This window comes from Streptomyces sp. NPDC004610 (genome assembly GCF_040609715.1).
Classification (GTDB): Bacteria; Actinomycetota; Actinomycetes; order Streptomycetales; family Streptomycetaceae; genus Streptomyces.
Genome location: NZ_JBEXLA010000013.1, coordinates 63,620 through 83,804 on the forward strand (window position 1 = coordinate 63,620; position 20,185 = coordinate 83,804).

Here is a 20,185-nt window from a genome sequence, read left to right on the forward strand (position 1 = left end):
CCGCGGGCCGCTGCGACCAGGCAGTCCGATGCGGTGCAGCGGCGGCGATGGTGGAGGGGTCGATGACTCAGGGGGCCGGTCAGGGACCCGAGGTGGAGCGGACGGCGACGTTGCGCGACTTCCGGGTGCCCGCGTACGTCCATGAGGCCGGCCCGTACGCCCCCGGCGCGCACCCCGCCGAGGCCCCGGCGCCGGCCGTTTCCACTCCGGCCGCGCAGCCCCTCGACGAGCCCGAGGGCTATACGCCGACCCAGCGCGACCTGCCGGTGATCAACCGCGGGGACACTCTTCAGGTGACCGTCACCCCGGCCGCCGAGACCGCCGCCGCCGAGCATCCCGACGCCGGGTCCGGCCCGCTGTATGTCGTCGGTGATGTGCACGGCTACCTCGATGAACTCGTCGCCGCGCTCCATGAGCAGGGTCTGATCGACGACGCCGGACAGTGGTGCGCGGGCACCGCCCGGCTGTGGTTCCTCGGCGATTTCACCGACCGCGGCCCCGATGGCATCGGTGTCATCGATCTGGTGATGCGGCTGTCCGCCGAGGCCGCCGCCGCCGGCGGCTACTGCAAGGCGCTGATGGGCAATCACGAACTGCTGCTCATCGGCGCCAAGCGGTTCGGCGACACCCCGGTCAACTCCGGCGCCGGGACCGCCACCTTCCAGGCCGCCTGGCTGCTCAACGGCGGCCAGAAGGTCGACATGGACCGCCTCCAGGACCACCATCTCCAGTGGATGGCCCGGCTCGACGCCATGGAGGAGATCGACGACCATCTCCTCGTCCACTCGGACACCACCGCTTATCTCGACTACGGCCGGTCCATCGAAGAAGTCAACGACACCGTCCGCGAGACCCTCACCCGCAACGATCCGGACGAAGTCTGGGACCTCTTCCGCAAGTTCACCAAGCGCTTCTCCTTCCGCGACGAGGGCGGCGCCGACGCCGTACGATCCCTGCTCGATACGTACGGCGGCACCCGGATCGTTCATGGCCACAGCCCGATTCCGTATCTGCTGGGCGAAGTGGGTTCCGAGGAGGGTGAGGACGAGTCCCGGCCCGCGGTCGAGGGACCGCATCTCTACGCCGGTGGCCTCGCCATCGCCATGGACGGCGGAGTCACCATGGCCGGAAAGCTGCTGGTGCAGCAACTTCCCCTGCATGGCTGACGTTTTTCCGGGCAGGCGACCCCTCCCAACCGTCCCACCGGAACGGCGTACGACCGCGCGGAACACTGGGCAATTTCGGTAAACCCCCTGTCACCGTGTGCCGTCGCCGCTCTACCATCGGCTTATCCGTAGCAGGCTCCCCTCCGTTTCTGCCCGACGGCTCGTCCGCATGCGAGCCCCAAGCCCTACGGAGCATCGGGGGATGCACATGAACAGCGTTCCGCAGCACCTGCTGAGCGAGGACCGCCAAGAGTACGAGCGGATCCTCGATGAGGCGCTGCGCTCCGCACCACACCGTCCGGAGCTGGCATCGGTCGGCCAGCGGCTCAACCCGGAACAACTGCGCACCATGGCACTCAACGCCACGGCCCAGATAACGACCGCCGCGGCGATCGAGTACCAGCACTATGTGAAGGTCCGCGAGGAAGTGCGCCATCCGGCGCCGTCCGGCCCGTCACCCCTGCATGACTCCGGCTCCCATGAGTCGGGTCCGGGGTCGGGTCCGGTGGGGCTCGCCGCCACCATGGGGGAGGTCGGAGAGACCGCCGGCGCCGGTGTCGTCGCCGTCGTCGCGGTGCTGGCTCCCGTCCTCGCCGGTACGGCCGCGGCGATCTTTCTGCTGGTCGGATATCTCCTCAGAATGGTCGCGCCCGATCTGACGTTCGGCGAGACCCTGCTCACCACGGGCTGGGTCTTCGGCGGGGTGACCGCCGTGGCGATCCTGATCGCCGCCGTCGGACTGCTGATCACCGCGCTACGCAACCGGCCGTCGAGGGAGAGCGGTCCCTACGGCGAACCGGGAGGGGAGGTGGCACAGGCCAGGGAAGCCTGGCGCGATGCGCTGCTGGAGCGCGGCATCATGCCGTTCCTGCGCGATGCGCTCGCCACCGCTCCCGGCCCGGCCGCCCTGCACAGTACGGCGCCGTCCGCACCGAGCGGCCGGATGCCGCACCTGGGCTACGACCGCCCCGGCTTCACCAGCCCCGGCGACGGCTCCTCGGGCTCCCGCCCGAGGTTCAGCAGTCCGGACTACACCAGCCCGGACTTCGGGGGGCCGGAGCACAAGCCGGAGTAGTCCCGCCCCGCGTCCCTTGCGCTCCCGCACGGACGCCGCCGGACCGGAACCGAGCCGGTACACCCGCCGACGGGGGCGGGCAGGCACCGACCGGTGACGGTCCTCACGGCGTGCCGTGGCGGGGGCGTGTGCGTGTGGTGGGTGGGTGGGTGTGTGGGCTGTTTTGGTGGTGGTTGGGTGGGTGGGCTGCCTTGGTGGTGGTGTCGTGGGCCAGGGATCCCGCCAGTGTCAGAGGATCCCCGCGCGGCGCGCGGCCGTGATCCAGTTCGGGAACTCCGACAGCAACCGGTCGTACAGCTCCGCGTCGGGGACCGAGCTGATGTCGTCCACGGCGAAGAAGCCGACGTTGTCGACCCGGCGGCCGGGCAGCGTGTCGAACCGCTCCAGCACCCCGTAGTTGGCCTTCCCCAGTCCCACGAACTGCCAGAAGACCGGCTCCTCCACCGCCTCCCGCAGCTCCCTCTCGATCTGGTCGTTGCGATAGACCCCGCCGTCGGAGAAGAACAGCACCAGCGTGGGTGCCGCGGCGGGATGCCCTCTCACGTAGTCGCGTACCTCGGCGATCACCTTCTGTTCCTCGTTCTGGATACCCACCGCCCGCATGTCCACCTGCCCCGGCTGGAGCCCGCGCTGCGGCTTCTTGCGGCCGAAGAGGCTCAGCTGTCCGACCCGGACATGCAGGCGCAGCCACTCGGGCAGCTCCCCCAGCCGCAGATCGGGCAGCCGCGCGGGGTTCGACGCGAACGTCCATGCCTGCATCTCCCCGTCGTCGTCCAGTTGCGCCGCCACCGCCGCCATTCGCTCCACGACATCGGCGACCACCCCGCGCGTATACAACGGCGACATCGACCCCGAGGCGTCGAGCACGAGGATCACCCGTGCGACGACGCCCTCCGCGCCGTGCTTGCGCAGACTGACCGCCACCTGCTCCTTGCGCAGGGACAGCCGCTTGCGCATGTCCACGGGCAGCTGCTCCTCGCCCTTGGTGAGGCGGGGACCGGAGGCCCCTGACGGGCCGGGCGCGGGCTGGGTGGGAGCCGCCTGGGGTATCGGGGGTGCGGGCGGAGTGGCCGGGGCTGGCACCCGTGCCGCCGGGGTGGGCGTGGGTGTGGAGGTGGGAGCCGGGGTCTGCGGGGCGCTCTCCGGCTCGTCGACACTGATGCCGAAGTCCGTCGCAAGTCCCGCGAGCCCGGAGGCATAGCCCTGGCCCACGGCACGGAACTTCCACTTTCCCTGCCGCCGGTACAGCTCACCCCCGATGAACGCGGTCTCGGTCGTCGCCGCCATCTCGAACCGGGCCAGCTCCGACGAGGTCCCGGCGTCCAGGAGCCGCAGGGTCAGCCCCGGCACCTGGCCGAACGTCCCGCCGTCCGCCGAGGCGCACAGCACGATCCGCTCGATGTCCGGCTCCAGCGCGCCGAGGTTCACCCCGACCGTGTCCGTCGACCCCGCCCCCGTCTGCTGCTTTCCCTGGTGGGTGACGGCCCCGGAGGCGTGATGCGGCTGGTTGTAGAACACGAAGTCGGCGTCACCACGCACCCGCCCCGCAGCGGTGAGCAGCAGTGCGGAGGCGTCGACGTCCGGCACTCCGGGCCCTCCGGTCCAGCACAGCTCGACCCACACCTGGGCGGAGTCGACCGGAAGGTTGGCGCCCTTGCTCAGAGAACTCGATGTCATTCCCCCAGTCTGCCGACCGCCCGGGCCCCTGGCGTCCCCTCTCCCGCAACCTCTGCGGCAGGAGGGGACACCGGACCCGGCCAGTCGGCAAGTCGACTCCGGTCCCCATTCCCCGTCCCCAGTAGCCAGTACCCGCTCCCCGGCGACTCGGTCGACCGGCTGGCCCCGGCCCTGGTGACTCAGTCGGCGAGGGGCAGATACACCCGGTTGCCCGCCGCCGCGAACTCCTTCGACTTCTGGGCCATGCCTTCCTCGATCTCCGCCTTCGACCCGCCGTGCTGTCGGCGGATGTCCTGGGAGATCTTCATCGAGCAGAATTTCGGGCCGCACATGGAGCAGAAGTGGGCCGTCTTGGCGGGCTCCGCCGGGAGGGTCTCGTCGTGGAACTCCCGGGCCGTGTCCGGGTCGAGGGCCAGATTGAACTGGTCCTCCCAGCGGAACTCGAAACGGGCGTCGGACAGCGCATCGTCCCAGTCCTGGGCACCGGGGTGTCCCTTGGCGAGGTCGGCGGCGTGGGCGGCGATCTTGTAGGTGATGACGCCGGTCTTGACGTCGTCACGGTTGGGCAGGCCCAGATGTTCCTTGGGGGTGACGTAGCAGAGCATGGCCGTGCCCCACCAGGCGATCATCGCGGCACCGATGCCGGAGGTGATGTGGTCGTACGCCGGGGCGACGTCCGTCGTCAGCGGGCCGAGCGTATAGAACGGAGCTTCATCACAGATCTCCTGCTGAAGGTCGATGTTCTCCTTGATCTTGTGCATCGGGACATGCCCCGGGCCTTCGATCATGGTCTGTACATTGAAACGCTTAGCGATCCGGTTGAGTTCCCCGAGCGTGCGCAACTCCGCGAACTGCGCCTCGTCGTTGGCGTCCGCGATGGAGCCCGGCCGCAGACCGTCACCGAGTGAGTAGGTGATGTCATAGGCGGCGAGGATCTCGCAGAGTTCCTCGAAGTTCTCGTAGAGGAACGATTCCCTGTGGTGGGCCAGGCACCAGGCCGCCATGATCGAGCCGCCGCGCGAGACGATCCCGGTCTTGCGGTTGGCGGTGAGCGGTACGTACGGCAGCCGGACGCCCGCGTGGACGGTCATGTAGTCCACGCCCTGCTCGGCCTGTTCGATGACCGTGTCCTTGTAGACCTCCCAGGTCAGCTCCTCCGCCCGGCCGTCGACCTTCTCCAGGGCCTGGTAGAGCGGGACGGTGCCGATGGGGACGGGGGAGTTGCGCAGCACCCACTCCCGGGTGGTGTGGATATTGCGGCCGGTGGACAGGTCCATGACCGTGTCGGCGCCCCAGCGGGTCGCCCAGGTCATCTTCTCCACCTCCTCCTCGATGGAGGAGGTCACCGCCGAGTTGCCGATATTGGCGTTGACCTTCACCAGGAACCGTTTGCCGATGATCATCGGCTCGATCTCCGGGTGATTGACATTGGCGGGCAGCACGGCCCGGCCCGCCGCGATCTCCTCGCGGACGACCTCGGGCGCCACGTTCTCCCGGATCGCCACGAACTCCATCTCGGGGGTGATCTCGCCCCGGCGGGCATAGGCGAGTTGAGTCACCGCGGCGCCGTCACGGCTACGGCGCGGCTGACGGGGGCGGCCGGGGAAGACCGCGTCCAGATTGCGCAGCCCGCCGCGCGGCGAGGTGTGCTTGACCCCGTCGTCCTCGGGGCGGACGGGACGGCCCGCGTACTCCTCGGTGTCCCCGCGGGCGATGATCCAGTTCTCCCGCAGCGGAGCCAGTCCCCGGCGGACATCGGTCTCGGCGAGCGGATCGGTGTACGGGCCCGATGTGTCGTACAGCGTGACCGACCGCCCGTTGGTGAGGTGCACCTGGCGGACCGGCACCCGCAGGTCGGGGCGGCTGCCCTCGACATACGCCTTGTGCCAGCCGACGGACTTCCCGGCCTCTCCGCCCTCGGAGACCCCGCTGGAGCTTGGGGTCTGCGGGGAGGCAGGCGTGCTTGTGTCCTTGATGGTCATGAGACCTACTCCCTACGCCGGCATTACCCGGTAACAGGTTCAGCGGTCGACGCAGCGATGTCCGTCTGCCGGTGTTCCATGGGATTCATCACTCATGGTGGCTGATGTTCCACGTGAAACATCGCGAAGACGAAGGTCAGCGCCCTCTCAGCCCGGTGCTCCGAGCTCCCGCGTGTACAAAGGTGCCTCCACGCTAGCGTCAATTCGGGCGCGGTGAACAGAGGGCCCCTGCCGTTCTTGCGATGATCGGTCGGTGACCACACCGCAGGATCCTCTCGTCCCTCCGTCCGGGCCACCGCATGGTCCTCCGTCCGGGTCGGCCGGTCTGTCCGGGTCGGCTGGTCCGTCCGGGCCGTCCTCGCCGTCCGGGCCGTCCGATCACTTGGCCGGTTCTGGCTCGGGGGTGGAGGCGGGGGCCGGATCGGGGCTGGGGACGGGGGCCGGCTCGGGGCTGGGATCAGCGCTGGGATCAGGGTCCGTTGAGAGGTCTGGGGGTGGGTCCGGTGCAGGCTCTGGGGCGGGCTCCGGGCCGGACTATGAGACTGGTTCCGTGCGTCGGCTTGGGGCGCGGGCTCAGGGGGGTGCGTCTGGTGCTGTGCCGGGTGGGGGTGGGGCTGGGGGTGGGTTCGCGGGTCCTGGGGGTCGGTCAGGGGGGCCAGGGGATCGGTCGGGAAGTCCCGAGGGGCCCGGTGGGCGGGGCGGGTTCGGTGGGCCCGGGGGGTTCGGCGGAGCCGGTTCGGCCGGGAGGTCGTCTGGTGGGCAGGTTCCCCGGCCGAGTGGGCAAGTGCACCCGCCCGGTGGGCAGATGCCTGGGCGTGAGGGGCGGATGACTGGGCCGGGCGAGCAAGGGTGGCCCGGCGGGCCAGGGGCGGGCTTCGGTGGGCCTCCGCCCCGGCCGCAGGACTTCGGCGGGCCCCAGGGGCAGGGCTTCGGGCCGGGGCCCACCCAAGGGTCCTACGGGCCGAACCCCGGTGCCGGGCAAGGCGCCGATGACGGGTCCGGCGGTCATGGCCACGGTCACCGTCACAGTCACGGAGACGACGGTCAGGGTGACCCGCACAGTCACGGCGACGGGCCCGGTCAGGGTGGCGCGGGCGGAGGCACGCATGGAGGCGGATCCGGCGATGCATCCGGCGGTGGGCACGGTCACTCTCACAGCCACAGTCACGGCCCCGCCACCCCCGTCTCCGCTCATCTGCGGAAGATCATCGCCGCGATCCTCGTACCGTTCGGTGTCGCGGTGCTGGTCGGGCTCGCGGTGCTGTGGCCCGGGGGTGCCCCGGCGCACGAGCGGACCGGCGTCGGGTTCGACCGGCAGACCCAGGAGGCCACGGTCACCCAGGTCGACCAGGTGGACTGCGCCACGGTGAACGGCTCCGGCGGCACCCCGACCGGCGACACCTCCACCGCCGAGGGCTCCTCCGCCGTCCAGCAGGCGAACGGCACCTGCAAGCGCGCGACGATCCGGGTCGACACCGGCGACGACAAGGGCCGTACATTCACCGAGATCGTCCAGCCCGACCAGTCACGTCAGCTGGAGCAGGGCCAGAAGGTCGTGGTCGCGTACGAGCCGTCCGCGCCCGAGGATCTCCAGTACTCGGTGGCGGACATCAACCGGCGGGTCCCGATGGCGGTGCTCGCCGGGATCTTCGCGCTGGCCGTGGTGCTCGTCGGACGGCTGCGCGGTGTGATGGCGCTGGTCGCGCTGACCATCAGCTTCCTGATTCTCAACTTCTTCATCCTGCCCGCCATCCTCCAGGGCTCGAACCCGCTGGTCGTCGCCGTGGTCGGGGCGAGCGCGATCATGCTGATCGCGCTGTATCTGTGCCATGGGCTGTCGGCGAGAACCTCGGTCGCGGTGCTCGGCACCCTGATCTCGCTGTTGCTGATCGGTGTGCTCGGCTCGGTGTTCATCGACTGGGCGGCGCTGACCGGGAACACGGACGACAACACCGGTCTGATCCACGGTCTCTATCCGACGATCGACATGAGCGGTCTGCTGCTGGCCGGCATCATCATCGGTTCGCTCGGTGTGCTCGACGATGTGACGGTCACCCAGACCTCCGCCGTCTGGGAACTGCACGAGGCCAATCCCACGATGGGCTGGCGCGGGCTGTACCGGGCGGGTATCCGCATCGGCCGCGACCACATCGCCTCCGTCGTCAACACCCTCGTCCTCGCCTACGCGGGTGCCGCGCTCCCCCTGCTGCTGCTCTTCTCGATCGCGCAGAGCAGTGTGGGGACGGTCGCCAACAGTGAGCTGGTGGCCCAGGAGATCGTCCGGACCCTGGTCGGTTCGATCGGGCTGGTCGCCTCGGTGCCGGTGACCACGGCCCTCGCCGCCCTGGTCGTCTCCGCCGACCGTCCGGCGCCGGGTCGGCTGCCGGTGGGACAGGCGGCGCCCGCCGGGCCTGCGGGATCGGCGGGGTTGACGACGGGCCCGGCGGGAGAGGGAGCGGCCCCGGCCGGCAACCGCCCGGCTGCCGCGCTCGGCCGCAGCGGACGGGGGCGTCGGCGGAAGCGGTGAGCAAGCTTCTCCGAGCTGCCTCCAAGAGCACCTCGGAGAACCGTTCCTGCGTACCCCCCGAACCCCAGCTCACCGTCACCCTCACCCCACCCCGGTTCCACCCGGACCCGCATCCGGCGGCTGAGGAAGCGTTCCGCCACCCCCGTCGCCGTATGGCTCAGCCCGCGCTCTGCTCCTCCGCGAGGATGCGGTCGAGGGCCTGGTCGAGATGCGCGTCGAAATCGGCGAGCGCACCCTCCTGGCCCAGCGGCACGAGCTTGTCCGTACGGTCGAGGAACGCCACCAGCGGCGCCGCCGAGGAGCGGAACAGGGCCTGGTCGCTGCCGACCTGAAGCCGGATCAGGGTCTCGCCGAGGGTGTCCGCCTCGGCCGGGGCGACATGCACATCGCCCTCACCGCACGGGCCGGCCATGCCATCGACCAGTAGCTCGCGGCCAAAGGCCCAGGTCACCGGGGCATCCCCGGGCAGATGGAAGGTCAGCCGTACGGCATAGGGATCGGTGGCCTCGTAGCGCAGCTCCACCGGAATGCGGAAGGACAGTTCCTCGGAGACGAGGAAGTTCATCATGACCTCTGCCTGAACGGTCTGTGCGGACTCGCGCATCGCCTACCCCGTCATGTACCGGTGGACTGGCCGGGAATGAACCCCGACATTTCTTGGCATCTTGCTGAACGTACACAGCAGATCACAAGGAGTGAGTTTTCAGATACTGATAGAGAAGGCGAGTGACCCCAGCAGGCGACCGATCTCGCCCTGGAGTTGACGGGTGGCGGGCAGCAGCCGGTCGGCCTGCTGGACGGGCAGGGAGATCGCGATGGTCGCCGCCGTGGTGCCCACCGTGATCGGGATCGCGGCGCACACCACCCCCAACGCGTATTCCTGCCGCTCCACGACCGGTTCCATGCGTCCCGTCCGTTCCAGGCGGCGCAGCAGGGCGTTCTCGTCACGCACGGTGTACGGGGTGATGCTCCGCACCGGGTAGCGGTCGAGATGGTCGCGGCGGGTGTCCTCGTCGAGCTGGGAGAGCAGACACTGACCGATCGCGTGGGCATGACCGGTCTCACGGAAGCCGGCCCACTCCTGCACCGCCGGGTAGCCGGGACTGTCGGAGACACAGTTGATCTCGATCTCGCCCTCCCGGTACATGGCGTAGTACACGGGCGCACCGATGGAATCCCGCCACTGCGCGAGGGCGTCGGCCATGGTGCTGCGACGTTTCTGCCGGGCCGCGCTGCCGCTGAGCCGCTCCGCGGCCTCGCCGAGGAAGAACAGGCCCTTGTCGCGCCGCAGATATCCCTCGTGCGCCAGCGTCCGCAGCAGGTGGTACGCGGTGGGCAGGGCGAGCCCGGTCTCACGGGCGAGTCGCTTGGCCGGGGCGCCATGCTCATGCCCGGCCACGCACTCCAGGAGACGCATCGCCCGCTGCACGGACCCGATGAGGGTCGATGGAGATGACGACGGCGGCGGAGGCGACAACGATGGCGACGGCCGCCGGGGCTCTGGTGTCTGCGGGGAGGATGTGGGGGTGGGTGTGGGGGTGAGGAGTTGCCGCCGTGCCCGAACGGGTGTCCGCACCGGCACCGATGGCCGCACTGCTGCCGGAGTCCGCACCGGTACCGATTGCCGCACTGGTGCCGGAGTCCGTGCCGAAGTGCGTGCTGGAGTCCGTGCCGGTGCGGGTACCTGCGGCCGATTCTGCGTGTACGTCTGCGGTGGTGAGTTCGGCTGGGTGTACGGGAGCGGCTGGGGGCCGCCGTTCGCCGGGTCCGCCGGTGGCCGCTGGGGCTGGCGCTGCGGCTGGCGCACCGGGGGTGTCAGACCGCCGGGTCGCAGTGGGCGGGGGCTGGACGGGGCGGGCTGCTCGGGGGGTCGTACGCGCAGCGCCGGTGCGGGGACGGCCCGGACCGGTGTGATGGGGGTGCGGGGCGCGGGGAGTGCGCCCATGCCTGCGGGGGTGGTGTCTACCGTGGCCAAGAGTGGCTCCCGGAGCGCGAGGGGGCGGCCCGTGCGGGGAACACGGGAGGGGAGGAGGTCACCGCTCGCGGTCGCTCCCGCGGCGGGCTCCGGACTTTAACCGTCCGTCCTGGCCGGAAGTCGGCTCCTGCGGGAAACTTCCCTCGCCCGAGGGACCCGGTGAAACTCCGGTACCCGGGTGAGACCCCAGGGCCCCCGTGAGCCACGTCACCCGGGTCGGAAGCGTCCCGTCACCGGGTCACCGGGTCACCGGCGCCCCGTCGTGCCCACCGGTCCCCCGCGTGCCCACCGGTCCCCCGCGTGCTCACCAGTCGCCGTGGGACGAGGAACTCGAAGTGAACTTCCGTACGACGTAGATCAGTCCGCCGACCAGTGCCACAAAGATCAGCAGTTTGAAGAGCAGGCCGATCACAAAGCCGACGACGGTCGCTATCAGGCCGCCGAACACGACCAGGGCGACAACCGGCACCGCGATCCACTTCACCCACCACGGCAGTCCCGCGAAGATCTCTCGCATCGCCCTCGTCCTTCTCTCTCCACCCGTCGGCCGTGCCGTGCCGGTTGGGCCCGGCCGCCCGTCCGACGGGTCGTGTGATGTTCTGCCCTCGATGCTAGGACGGCCAAAGTCCGCGCGGGGCCCTCGCACCCCTTGTCCTCCCCTGACCGATCCCCTAGGGAATCCGGGGTACCGCCTCAGCCCTCCGGCGGCGAGAAGATCACCAGTACCCGCAGGTCCTCGCTGATGTGGTGGAACTTGTGGGCCACGCCCGCCGGGACGTACACCACGCTGCCGCGCGCGACCTGGGTCGTCTCCATGCCGACGGTGATCGCGGCCCGGCCGCTGACCACGAAGTAGACCTCGTCCTGGTTGTGCGGCTGCTGCGGGTCCTGCTCGCCGGCGTCGAGCGCGTACAGTCCGGCCGACATGTTCCGCTCCCGCAGGAACTGCAGGTAGGCGCCGTCATTGGCGGCGCGCTCCGCCTCCAGTTCGTCCAGCCGAAATGCCTTCATCGTTTTGTCGCCCTCACGCCCGTACTCGTAGCCGATCTGGTCTGCAACGATCAGACACATGAAGAATTTCGTAGTCAAGACGATCGCCAACGCGGGCGCCCTCGCGGTTGCCGTGTGGCTGCTCGACAAGATCACGCTCACCGGCGACAGCACCGGCAAGAAGGTCGGCACCCTGCTGGTGGTCGCACTGATCTTCGGCGTCGTGAACTTCATCGTGAAGCCGCTCGTTCAGTTGCTGAGCCTGCCGCTGCTGATCCTCACCCTGGGTCTGTTCACCCTGATCGTGAACGCGCTGATGCTGATGCTGACCTCCTGGCTGGCCGACAAGCTCGACCTGAGTTTCCATGTGGAGGGCTTCTGGACGGCCGTCCTGGGCGGTCTGATCATCTCGATCGTCTCTTGGGCGCTGAACATGATCCTTCCCGACGGGGAATGACCGACTGACCCCCGCGTACCACCACCGCCCCGGGCACCACCACCGCCCCGGGCTCCGCACCGCCACCGATCGATCCGAATCGATCCGCATCGATCCGAAACGAGGGCCGTACGGCATGACCTACCGCGTCTGCTTCGTCTGCACCGGCAATATCTGCCGCTCGCCGATGGCCGAATCCGTCTTCCGCGCGAGGGTGGCGGACGCCGGTCTGGAGGACCGGGTGGTGGTCGACAGCGCCGGGACGGGCGGCTGGCACGAGGGCGACCCGGCCGACCCGCGCACGGTGGCCGTTCTGGAGGCCCACGGGTATGACGCCGGTCACAGTGCACGCCAGTTCCAGGCGTCCTGGTTCGCCGGTCTCGATCTTGTCGTCGCGCTCGACAGCGGTCATCTGAAGGTGCTGCGCCGCCTCGCGCCGAGCGAGCGGGACGCGGCCAAGGTGCGCCTGCTGCGCGCGTACGACCCCGCCGCGGACGACGACCTGGACGTCCCCGACCCGTACTACGGGGGCATGGAGGGGTTCGAGGAGTGCCTTGAGATGGTGGAGGCGGCGAGCGAGGGGCTGCTCGCCGCAGTGAGAGAGCAGCAGGAAGGGCGAGCGGTATGAATGATTCCGGTACGACACGCCGAGACACGCCGACGGGAGACGGCACCCGCGTGGTGCGGGCCGGGCTCCCGGAGCCGGTGCCGTACGAACCGACCCTCCCCGGGCCCGTTTTCGCCGCTCACTTCCATCTTCCTGGCGAGCCCACGGGACCGTACACCTACGGGCGGGACGAGAACCCGACCTGGACGCATCTGGAGCGCGCCCTGAGCGAGCTGGAGGCGCCCGGGGAGGACGGCGTCGAGACGCTGGTCTTCCCGTCCGGCATGGCGGCGATCTCGGCCGTGCTCTTCTCCCAGCTCCGCGCGTGCGACACGGTCGTCCTGCCGAATGACGGCTACCAGGCGCTGCCGCTGGTGCGCGCCCAGTTGGAGGCGTACGGCATCGAGGTGCGTACGGCGCCGACCGGCGGCGACGCCCAGCTGGACGTGCTCGACGGGGCCGATCTGCTGTGGATCGAGACGCCGTCCAATCCCGGGCTCGATGTGTGCGACATCCGGCGCCTCGCCGACGCGGCGCACGCGCGTGGGGCGCGGGTCGCCGTCGACAACACGCTCGCCACGCCGCTCGGCCAGCACCCGCTGGCCCTGGGCGCCGACTTCTCGGTCGCCAGCGGCACCAAGCAGCTGACCGGACACGGCGATCTGCTGCTCGGCTATGTCACCGGCCGCGACACCGAGGCCATGGCGGCGGTACGGCGCTGGCGGAAAATCGCCGGTGCCATCGTCGGCCCCATGGAGGCATGGCTCGCGCACCGGTCGATCGCCACGCTCCAGCTGCGCGTCGACCGGCAGAGCGCGACCGCGCTGGCCGTCGCCGAGGCCCTGCGCGACTGGCCGGAAGAACTCGGCGTCCGCTACCCGGGGCTGCCGACCGACCCGTCCCACGAGGTGGCCTCGCGGCAGATGCGGCGCTATGGGTGCGTGGTGTCGTTCACGCTGCCCTCCCGCGCGCGTGCCGAGCGGTTCCTGGAGGCCCTGCGCCTGGTCGACGACGCCACGAGCTTCGGGGGCGTGCGGTCCACCGCCGAGCGCCGGGGCCGCTGGGGCGGCGACGCGGTAGCGGAAGGCTTCGTCCGGCTGTCGGTGGGGGTGGAGGACGCGGAGGATCTGATCGCGGACGTACGGGGGGCGCTGGAGGCGTCGGGGGCGTAGGGGGAGAGAGGGAGTGCGTGGAGGGCGGTGGCGCCAGATGTCTGCGGCGGGCCGGAAATCGCTCTTGAACGCGCCCCGCGGGGCAGGTGAAGGCGGTCCGAGCCTCCCCCCTCGTGGCTCGGACCGCCATCGGTTCCTACGCCAAGAACCGTGCGGCCAAGGCTAGTTGACTCAGTGTCAGTGTCCAATCACAGTAACGACAGCGGCCTATCGACAAATTTATAGTTGGGGCCCCGCTCCCGGTGGGGAGAGTGGTGGGCGGGGAGGGAGGTGTGGGACATGGATCTGGCCTTGCTGCGCACGTTCGTGACCGTGCACCGGGCCGGCTCCTTCACCCGCGCCGCCGCGCTGCTCGGCCTGTCCCAGCCCGCCGTCACCTCTCAGATCCGCACCCTGGAGCGGCAGCTCGGACGCCCGCTCTTCCTACGTCAGGCGCGCGGCGTGACCCCGACGACCATCGGCGACGAACTCGCCCACAAGGCGGCCCCGCATCTCGACGCCCTGGTGGAGATCGCCGAGACCGGCCTCGACGACGAGTCCCTGCTGCGCACCCTGCATCTGGCCGGTCCCCCGGAGTTCACGGCGGAGCGGGCGCTGCCCGCGCTCGTGGAACTGACCGGCGACGACGGCCAGGGCTTCGCCCTGCGGACCTCCTTCGGCACCGCCGAGGAGACCCTCGAAGGGCTCTCCGCCGGGCATCACGATCTGGCCATCAGCACCGCCCGTCCGCGCGGCGCCCTGCTCACGGCGACCGCGCTGTGCGACGAGGAGCACATCCTGGTCGCCGCGCCGCGCTGGGCCGAGCGGTTCGGCCCCGAGAACCTGCGGCACAAGGGTGCACCCGCACTGGAGCACCTGCCGGTGGTCGAGGTGCATGAGTCGCTGCCGTTCGTCTCCCGCTACTGGGCCGCCGTCTTCGACTCCCGGCCGTCCGCGTCCGGCACGGTGATCGTGCCCGATCTGCGGGCCGTCCTCGCCTGCGCCGCCGCCGGGGCAGGGCTCGCGGTGCTGCCGCGCTATCTGTGCGCGGAGGCGCTGGAGCGCGGGGAGGTGATCGCGCTGCACGAACCGGCGGTGCCGCCGCTGCGGACGTACTTCCTGGTGGTGCGGACGGGCACCCTGGCCATGCCGCATATCGCGCGGGCGCATGAGTGGTTGCTGCGGGCGGCGGTGGGGTGGGGGTGACGAGGGCCGGCTTGCGGAGGGGGGAGTGACGGGGCGGTGTCGGGATGGGGATGGGGATGGTGGGGCGGCGTCGGAGTGGAGGGGTGAGGAGGGCGGCTCGTGCCGGTGATCGGGGACGGCTCCGGGGTGGATGACCGGAGACGCCTGGGGCCAGCCTCGGACTTTCAAGGGTCAGCCCCGCGAGTTCAGCGACCTCCGTCCCCCCAAGTCACAGCGTGAACAGCGGATTGCCTCCGGGTTTACGGTGCGCACAGGGCGCGTGACGCCTCGCGATGTTTCACGTGGAACCAGCCGGGCCACATTTCTCCCATGACCGTCCGACCCGTGGTCAAGCGCACCGCGCGTGCCGTTCTCCTGGACGGAGAAGACCTGATCCTGATCAAGCGCACCAAGCCGGGCATGGATCCGTATTGGATCACCCCCGGTGGCGGGGTCGAGCCGGACGACACCACCGTCGTCGACGCCCTGCACCGCGAGGTGTACGAGGAACTCGGCGCCAAGATCACCGATGTGGTGCCGTGCTTCGTCGACACCGTCGAGCACATCGGCGAGGACGGCGGCGCGACCGGGGTCAAGGTGCAGCACTTCTTCGTGTGCCACCTCGCCTCAATGGATCCGACGCTGCGCCATGGCCCGGAAGTGGACCAGCCGGCCGGTGAGTACGAGATCGTCCGTGTGCCGTTCACCCGGGTCGGGATCGCGTCCGTGCACCTCGTACCGCTGTCGCTGCGGCACTATCTCGACGGGAACATCGAGGGTGTACGGGCGATGCACGCGCCTGATCTGGGCTGACCTGATCCCGGCTGACCGGATCCCCGCCGACCTGATCCGGGCCGACCTGATCTCGGCTGGCCTGATCCGGGCCGACCTGGCCCCAGCTGACCGGAACGGGGTCTCTGAGCCACGGCTTCTCGGGGCGCCGATGCGCGGGGGTGCGGTGCGGGACCTGCCGGGTCAGGTGGCCGCCGCCACCAGTTCCTCCACGGAGTCGTGGCGTATGCGGTCCGAGGGGACGCCGATGTCCCTGAGGGTGGTCACACCGCTGCGGATCATGCCGGGCGGGCCGGAGAGATAGGCGTCGTACTCCGTCCAGGGGCCGTACTCGCGCAAGGCGTCCGGTAGTTGGAGGCGTGCCTGCTGGTCGATGATCGCGCGCACCGAGAGCCAGGGGTGCGCCTGCTGGAGGCGGAGCATCGTGTCGATGTCGTAGAGGTCGTGGTCGGTGCGGGCGCCGTAGAACACCTCCACGGGCCGCCGCTCGCCGTGCTCGGCGACGTCCTCGACCAGGGCCTTGATCGGCGCTATGCCGGTGCCGCCGCCCAGGCACAGCAGTCCGCTGTCCGTGGTGTGGTCCACGGTCATGGAACCGGCAGGCGGACCGAGGCGTACGACATCGCCGGGGCGGGCGCGGTGCACCAGCGCGTTGGAGACCCAGCCCGCCGGGATCGCCTTGACGTGAAAGGTGAGGAGGCCGTCGGAGCGGGGCGCGGAGGCGAAGGAGTAGTGCCGCCAGACCCGCGGCCACCACGGCGTCTCCAGGCTCGCGTACTGACCGGCGAGGAAGGGATAGGGCTGGTCGGGGCGGACGGTGAGGACGGCGATGTCCGGGGTGCGCGACTCGTGCGTGACGACCTCCGCCTGCCACCAGGCCGGGGCACGCAGTTCGTCGGCCGCGGCGGCGTCGATCATCACCTGCGAGATCGTCGTGTACGCCCGCACCCAGGCGGCCTCGGTCTCCGGGTCCCACACGGCCGCCGCGTACCGGCTCAGGGAACCGATCAGGCACTCGCCGACGGCCGGGTAGTGCTCGGCCTTGGTGCCGTACTTGCGGTGGCCCCGGCCCAGGTTCTGGAGGTAGTCGACGAGGACCGGCCGGTCGTCCAGATGCTCCGCAGCGGTCAGCAGCGCCCTGAGCAGCCGGTCCCGCTGGGCGTCCATCGCGGCCGGGAACAGCGACCGCAGATCGGGGTGCCGGACGAAGAGCAGGGCGTAGAAGTACGAGGTGACCTTGTCGGCGACGGGGCCGATCTCGGCCATGGTCCGCCGGATCAGCACGGCATCGGGCGACCCGGGCTGCTCGGCGAGCCGCGCGAAGGGTTCGGGGGGTGCGGTGTCTTGGGGAGTGGGGTGACCGGCGAGCTGCGGGGCGGCAGCGTGAGGTGCGAAGGCGGGCACGAGTTCCGGGGTGGTGGACTCGTGGGTGGCGGATCCCCGGGGCGCGGATCCCTGGGGAAAGGATCCTTGAGGAATGGACCCCTGGGGGATGGATCCTCGGGGAGTGGATGCCGGGCGGGTGAAATCCTGGGCAGCGGGCTCAGGCGGGCGCTCGGGCGCGAGGTGCTGGGACGGTCGTACGGGAATGTCGGCGCGGACGCCGGGGCGCTGGGCGGGGACGCGCTTCGCGAGGGCCGGGAGCGCGGGGTTGGTGGGCGGCGGGGCCTGCGTGAGGGAGGCGGCCTTCTGGGGCGCGGAGTCTTGGCCCGCTGGGGAGGGGTGAGCGGGGGGTGTTGCCGGGGCGGCTGCGACGGTTGGTGCGGGTGTTGTGGGTGCCGTCGGTGCCGTCGGTGCCGTGGGTGTCGCTGCGGTCGGCGTGGTCGCGGCTGGCGTAGGGGCGGCTGCGGCTGGGGCGGGGCCGTCCGGTGCAGGAGCGGTTGCGGCTGGGGCAGGGTCGTCCGGTGCAGGGGCCGTTGCGGCCAGGGTGGGCCCGTCAGGTGCAGGGGCCGACGTGGGCGCAGCCGGCACAGGGCCCGCCTCGATCCGCTCGGCCGTCGGCGGCGCGCTGCTCGGTATTCGCTCGGCCTCCGGCATGGGTCCCGGGTGCCCCGGCCTGTACCCGCCGGTGGCAGTCGCGGTGGCGGTGGCGGTCGCGGGGGCCGACGCGTCGATCTGGGCTTCGACCTCCGCCTCGACGTCGGCCCGGGACCCCACCTCAACGTCAGCCGCCGAGGCATCCCGCGTATCCAGCGCAATCGGCGCAATCGGCGTATCCCGCGTATCCAGAGCGTCCCGCGCGCCCGGCCCGCCCGGCGACCCATCGCCCGGCTCGTCCCGCGAGCCCCCGGAGGGCTTGCGGACCGTCCGCATCCCGGCCAGTCGGCGTCCCTCCACCGCTTCCTGCTCGCTGCCCGGTGCCGGGGCGGGCTGCTTGCGCGGGGTGAACCAACCGCCTCCGCCCCCGGAAGTGCCGTTGTCGGCCGACGTGGTGGTCGGAGCGTCCATGCTGTGCCTCGCCTCGAACATCTATCGGTCGGTCGGTGCACTTCCTCGGTCGGAAGATGCCTGCTTTCCCTCGAAGACGGCTTGCCGTGTCGAATGCGCGGCCAACTCGGCACATTCAAACCGTATATGCAGTCCGCGCGGACAAGAAAGGCCAGAGTGTGACATTGGCCGCAGTACGGCTCATCCGCCCTGTTTTCGGCCCTGCATCGGGTCGGCATGCCTGCCCACAGGGAACCGGAGTCGACCATACCGGCCGCCGCCGAGCGCACAAGTACCCACTGGCCTCGGCATGAAGGGCCAAGCGGGGTCGGGCAGGGGCGAACCAGCCGTTCCTTCAACTACCGGGCGTGCCGCACCATTTCATAGGCATCCCACAGATCCTTCCCGGCGTAGGAATGGGTCGCGATCCCGGCCACATGGTGATCGGCGTTGACCGCGACGGACACCGGTACCGCGCCGAACAACTCCCGGTCCGACCCCGAATCCCCGTACGCCACACAGTCGGCCCGGGTCACCCCGAACTGTGCGCACAACCGATCCGCGATCCGTACCTTCGCCGCCGCATTGAGCGCCCCAGTGGGGTCGAGGGGCTGGGTGAACGGCACGGCGGGGAAACGGGAGCCGAAGGCCGCGTGCGCTCCCCAGCCTGTCAGCCGTTCCACGAAGAAGGACGGGGAGAGCGAGATGACGGCGCAGTAGTCGCCCGCCCGGCCGATCTCGGCCCAGACCTCACGAATCCGGGCCAGCCAGGGGGCGCTGTCGAACGCCGCCGTGACCTGCGGGTCGGTCAGTTCCGCCCACAGGGCGTAGATCCGCTCCGCGTACTGCGGCGGCTCGATCAGTCCGGCAGCGATCTCCTGGTCCAGCGTCATCGTCTCGGCCTCAAGGCCGAGTTGCCGTGAGATCTCCAGGGGCGCTGACGTCCCGAACAGCAGGGTGCCGTCGAGGTCGAACAGATGCAGTCTCGGCATGACACCCGAGGCTATCCCGAGACGCCCGGGGACCTTCCGGGGGTCCCGCGACCCCGACTCCCCCCGTTCGCCGATGTTTCACGTGAAACACCCTTCGCCCGCGACCGCGGTAACCGTCCCGGGCCCATCCGGCCCCATCCCGGTCCCATCCTGGCCCTCTCCCATCCCCGCCCGGCACCTGCGTGGCGAAATGGCCATACGTGTCAGTCGAAACAGGTGGACGGCGAGGGCGCCCTTCGGCCAGCCTGACCTGCGTGCCCACCTCTTCGCTCGCCGATCTGCCCATCCGCCGTCTGAACCGTCGCGATCTTCAGGACTGCGCCGACCTGTCCGAGGACCGGGGGTGGCCACGCGAGGAGCACAAGTGGGGCCTGCTCCTCTCCGCAGGACAGGGGTACGGCATCGACGACCCCGACGGCGGTCTCGTCAGCGCCTGTGTCATCACCGAGTACGGCCCTCATGGCCGCCCCGACCTCGCGGCCATCGGCATGGTGCTCGTCGCCCGGCGACACGCCCGGCAAGGCGTCGGACGCCGGTTGATGCGCCATGTCATCGCGGAGATGGGCACCACCCCGCTGACGCTCCACGCGACCCCGAACGGCCGCCCCCTCTACGAGGAGCTGGGCTTCAAGGCGACCGGCCGGGCCGAGATGCTGCGCGGGCACTTCACCCCCGGCGGGCCGACACCCCGGGTCGCCACCAGGGCCGCCACCGCCGAGGACATCTCGGCACTGCTCCGCCTGGACGGCGTGGTGTTCGGCAGCGACCGCACGCATCTGATCACCCGGCTGCCCGCCTTCGCCGATCAGCTGCGGGTCGCCGAGGAGGACGGCCGGATCATCGGTTACGCGGGTGCCTGGCCCAACATGGACACCCATGTCATCGGCCCGCTGATCGCCCACGACACGGAGACGGCGAAGGCCCTCGTCACCTCCCTCGCCGCCCACACGGACCGCCCTCTGCGCACCGACATCGACGTACGGCACACCGAGCTGCTGGCCTGGGCGCGGGAGCGGGGGCTGGCGCCCGTGGCGTTCAACGCGGTGATGACGTACGGGATGGGCGAGTTGCCGGGGGACTGGAGCCAGCGGTTCGCTCCGCTGACGGTGGCGGCGGGTTGAGCGATCGGCAGGCTGAGCGATCGTCGGCCTGAATCATCGGCCCGCCGGAGCCGACAGCCATCGCACCCCACCCCCACCCCAC

Annotated in this window: 16 protein-coding genes, 1 pseudogene and 1 riboswitch; of the genes and pseudogenes, 9 read left to right on the forward strand and 8 right to left on the reverse strand. The window is 70.5% G+C overall.

Features of this window, described 5'->3' with window-relative positions:
* Positions 1–47 precede the first annotated feature (47 nt).
* Positions 48–1,166 (forward strand): metallophosphoesterase family protein, encoded by a 1,119-nt coding sequence (locus ABZX40_RS16720; protein ID WP_355739006.1) that lies wholly within the window; start codon positions 48–50, stop codon positions 1,164–1,166.
* A gap of 202 nt (positions 1,167–1,368) precedes the next feature.
* Positions 1,369–2,241, forward strand: a complete 873-nt coding sequence (locus ABZX40_RS16725; protein WP_355739009.1) for a hypothetical protein — start codon at positions 1,369–1,371, stop codon at positions 2,239–2,241.
* A gap of 228 nt (positions 2,242–2,469) precedes the next feature.
* Here the strand turns inward: ABZX40_RS16725 and ABZX40_RS16730 are convergent, their stop codons facing one another.
* Positions 2,470–3,918, reverse strand: a complete 1,449-nt coding sequence (locus tag ABZX40_RS16730; RefSeq protein ID WP_355739011.1) for a VWA domain-containing protein — start codon at positions 3,916–3,918, stop codon at positions 2,470–2,472.
* Positions 3,919–4,097: 179 nt separating this feature from the next.
* Positions 4,098–5,900, reverse strand: coding sequence for a phosphomethylpyrimidine synthase ThiC (thiC, locus tag ABZX40_RS16735; RefSeq protein WP_355739013.1), 1,803 nt, complete (start codon positions 5,898–5,900; stop codon positions 4,098–4,100).
* Positions 5,893–6,082, reverse strand: a riboswitch (TPP riboswitch). It overlaps the preceding gene by 8 nt.
* Positions 6,083–6,987: 905 nt before the next feature.
* Here thiC and ABZX40_RS16740 point away from each other — a divergent pair.
* Positions 6,988–8,427, forward strand: a pseudogene (locus tag ABZX40_RS16740) (YibE/F family protein); the annotation flags it as partial.
* A gap of 157 nt (positions 8,428–8,584) precedes the next feature.
* On the opposite strand, the gene ABZX40_RS16745 reads toward ABZX40_RS16740, so the two are convergent.
* From ABZX40_RS16745 to ABZX40_RS16760, 4 genes are all read right to left on the reverse strand, one after another.
* Positions 8,585–9,031 carry an SsgA family sporulation/cell division regulator gene (locus ABZX40_RS16745; RefSeq protein ID WP_355739016.1) on the reverse strand — a complete coding sequence of 149 codons (447 nt, stop codon included), beginning with the start codon at positions 9,029–9,031 and terminating at the stop codon, positions 8,585–8,587.
* A 99-nt stretch (positions 9,032–9,130) separates the two neighbouring features.
* Positions 9,131–9,904 (reverse strand): helix-turn-helix domain-containing protein, encoded by a 774-nt coding sequence (locus tag ABZX40_RS16750; protein ID WP_355739018.1) that lies wholly within the window; start codon positions 9,902–9,904, stop codon positions 9,131–9,133.
* A gap of 802 nt (positions 9,905–10,706) precedes the next feature.
* Complete coding sequence (locus ABZX40_RS16755) at positions 10,707–10,919, reverse strand: DUF5326 family protein (protein WP_355739021.1); 213 nt, start codon at positions 10,917–10,919, stop codon at positions 10,707–10,709.
* 176 nt (positions 10,920–11,095) lie between these two features.
* On the reverse strand, positions 11,096–11,413 hold the full coding sequence (locus ABZX40_RS16760; protein ID WP_355739285.1) for a cupin domain-containing protein: 318 nt from the start codon (positions 11,411–11,413) through the stop codon (positions 11,096–11,098).
* A 58-nt stretch (positions 11,414–11,471) separates the two neighbouring features.
* Between ABZX40_RS16760 and ABZX40_RS16765 the strand changes: the two genes are divergently transcribed.
* The 5 genes from ABZX40_RS16765 to ABZX40_RS16785 all read left to right on the forward strand — a co-directional run bounded on the left by ABZX40_RS16765 (position 11,472) and on the right by ABZX40_RS16785 (position 15,584).
* Positions 11,472–11,849 carry a phage holin family protein gene (locus tag ABZX40_RS16765; RefSeq protein ID WP_355739024.1) on the forward strand — a complete coding sequence of 126 codons (378 nt, stop codon included), beginning with the start codon at positions 11,472–11,474 and terminating at the stop codon, positions 11,847–11,849.
* 115 nt (positions 11,850–11,964) lie between these two features.
* Entirely contained in the window at positions 11,965–12,456 is a 492-nt protein-coding gene (locus ABZX40_RS16770; protein WP_355739027.1) for a low molecular weight protein-tyrosine-phosphatase, read from the forward strand.
* Positions 12,453–13,607 carry a cystathionine gamma-lyase gene (locus ABZX40_RS16775; protein WP_355739029.1) on the forward strand — a complete coding sequence of 385 codons (1,155 nt, stop codon included), beginning with the start codon at positions 12,453–12,455 and terminating at the stop codon, positions 13,605–13,607. Before ABZX40_RS16770 ends, ABZX40_RS16775 begins: the two co-directional genes overlap by 4 nt.
* A gap of 279 nt (positions 13,608–13,886) precedes the next feature.
* Positions 13,887–14,792: a LysR family transcriptional regulator gene (locus ABZX40_RS16780; RefSeq protein WP_355739032.1), complete on the forward strand. Its 906-nt coding sequence runs from the start codon at positions 13,887–13,889 to the stop codon at positions 14,790–14,792.
* A gap of 309 nt (positions 14,793–15,101) precedes the next feature.
* Positions 15,102–15,584 (forward strand): NUDIX hydrolase, encoded by a 483-nt coding sequence (locus ABZX40_RS16785; RefSeq protein ID WP_355739034.1) that lies wholly within the window; start codon positions 15,102–15,104, stop codon positions 15,582–15,584.
* 162 nt (positions 15,585–15,746) lie between these two features.
* Here ABZX40_RS16785 and ABZX40_RS16790 read toward each other — a convergent pair whose 3' ends face one another.
* Together ABZX40_RS16790 and ABZX40_RS16795 are read right to left on the reverse strand one after the other, a co-directional pair.
* Complete coding sequence (locus ABZX40_RS16790; RefSeq protein ID WP_355739288.1) at positions 15,747–16,847, reverse strand: globin domain-containing protein; 1,101 nt, start codon at positions 16,845–16,847, stop codon at positions 15,747–15,749.
* 1,502 nt (positions 16,848–18,349) lie between these two features.
* Positions 18,350–18,982: an HAD-IB family phosphatase gene (locus tag ABZX40_RS16795; RefSeq protein WP_355739036.1), complete on the reverse strand. Its 633-nt coding sequence runs from the start codon at positions 18,980–18,982 to the stop codon at positions 18,350–18,352.
* A gap of 254 nt (positions 18,983–19,236) precedes the next feature.
* Between ABZX40_RS16795 and ABZX40_RS16800 the strand changes: the two genes are divergently transcribed.
* A complete protein-coding gene (locus ABZX40_RS16800) occupies positions 19,237–20,103 on the forward strand; it encodes a GNAT family N-acetyltransferase (RefSeq protein WP_355739039.1) in 867 nt (288 codons plus the stop codon).
* Positions 20,104–20,185: the final 82 nt, after the last annotated feature.

Coding starts and splice junctions, on each gene's coding strand:
- ABZX40_RS16780 (WP_355739032.1), top strand. CDS start 13,887: ATGGATCTGGCCTTGCTGCGCACGTTCGTGACCGTGCACCGGGCCGGC.
- ABZX40_RS16785 (WP_355739034.1), top strand. CDS start 15,102: ATGACCGTCCGACCCGTGGTCAAGCGCACCGCGCGTGCCGTTCTCCTG.
- ABZX40_RS16720 (WP_355739006.1), top strand. CDS start 48: ATGGTGGAGGGGTCGATGACTCAGGGGGCCGGTCAGGGACCCGAGGTG.
- thiC (WP_355739013.1), bottom strand. CDS start 5,900: ATGACCATCAAGGACACAAGCACGCCTGCCTCCCCGCAGACCCCAAGC.
- ABZX40_RS16760 (WP_355739285.1), bottom strand. CDS start 11,413: ATGAAGGCATTTCGGCTGGACGAACTGGAGGCGGAGCGCGCCGCCAAT.
- ABZX40_RS16775 (WP_355739029.1), top strand. CDS start 12,453: ATGAATGATTCCGGTACGACACGCCGAGACACGCCGACGGGAGACGGC.
- ABZX40_RS16725 (WP_355739009.1), top strand. CDS start 1,369: ATGCACATGAACAGCGTTCCGCAGCACCTGCTGAGCGAGGACCGCCAA.
- ABZX40_RS16730 (WP_355739011.1), bottom strand. CDS start 3,918: ATGACATCGAGTTCTCTGAGCAAGGGCGCCAACCTTCCGGTCGACTCC.
- ABZX40_RS16745 (WP_355739016.1), bottom strand. CDS start 9,031: ATGCGCGAGTCCGCACAGACCGTTCAGGCAGAGGTCATGATGAACTTC.
- ABZX40_RS16765 (WP_355739024.1), top strand. CDS start 11,472: ATGAAGAATTTCGTAGTCAAGACGATCGCCAACGCGGGCGCCCTCGCG.
- ABZX40_RS16795 (WP_355739036.1), bottom strand. CDS start 18,982: ATGCCGAGACTGCATCTGTTCGACCTCGACGGCACCCTGCTGTTCGGG.
- ABZX40_RS16770 (WP_355739027.1), top strand. CDS start 11,965: ATGACCTACCGCGTCTGCTTCGTCTGCACCGGCAATATCTGCCGCTCG.
- ABZX40_RS16755 (WP_355739021.1), bottom strand. CDS start 10,919: ATGCGAGAGATCTTCGCGGGACTGCCGTGGTGGGTGAAGTGGATCGCG.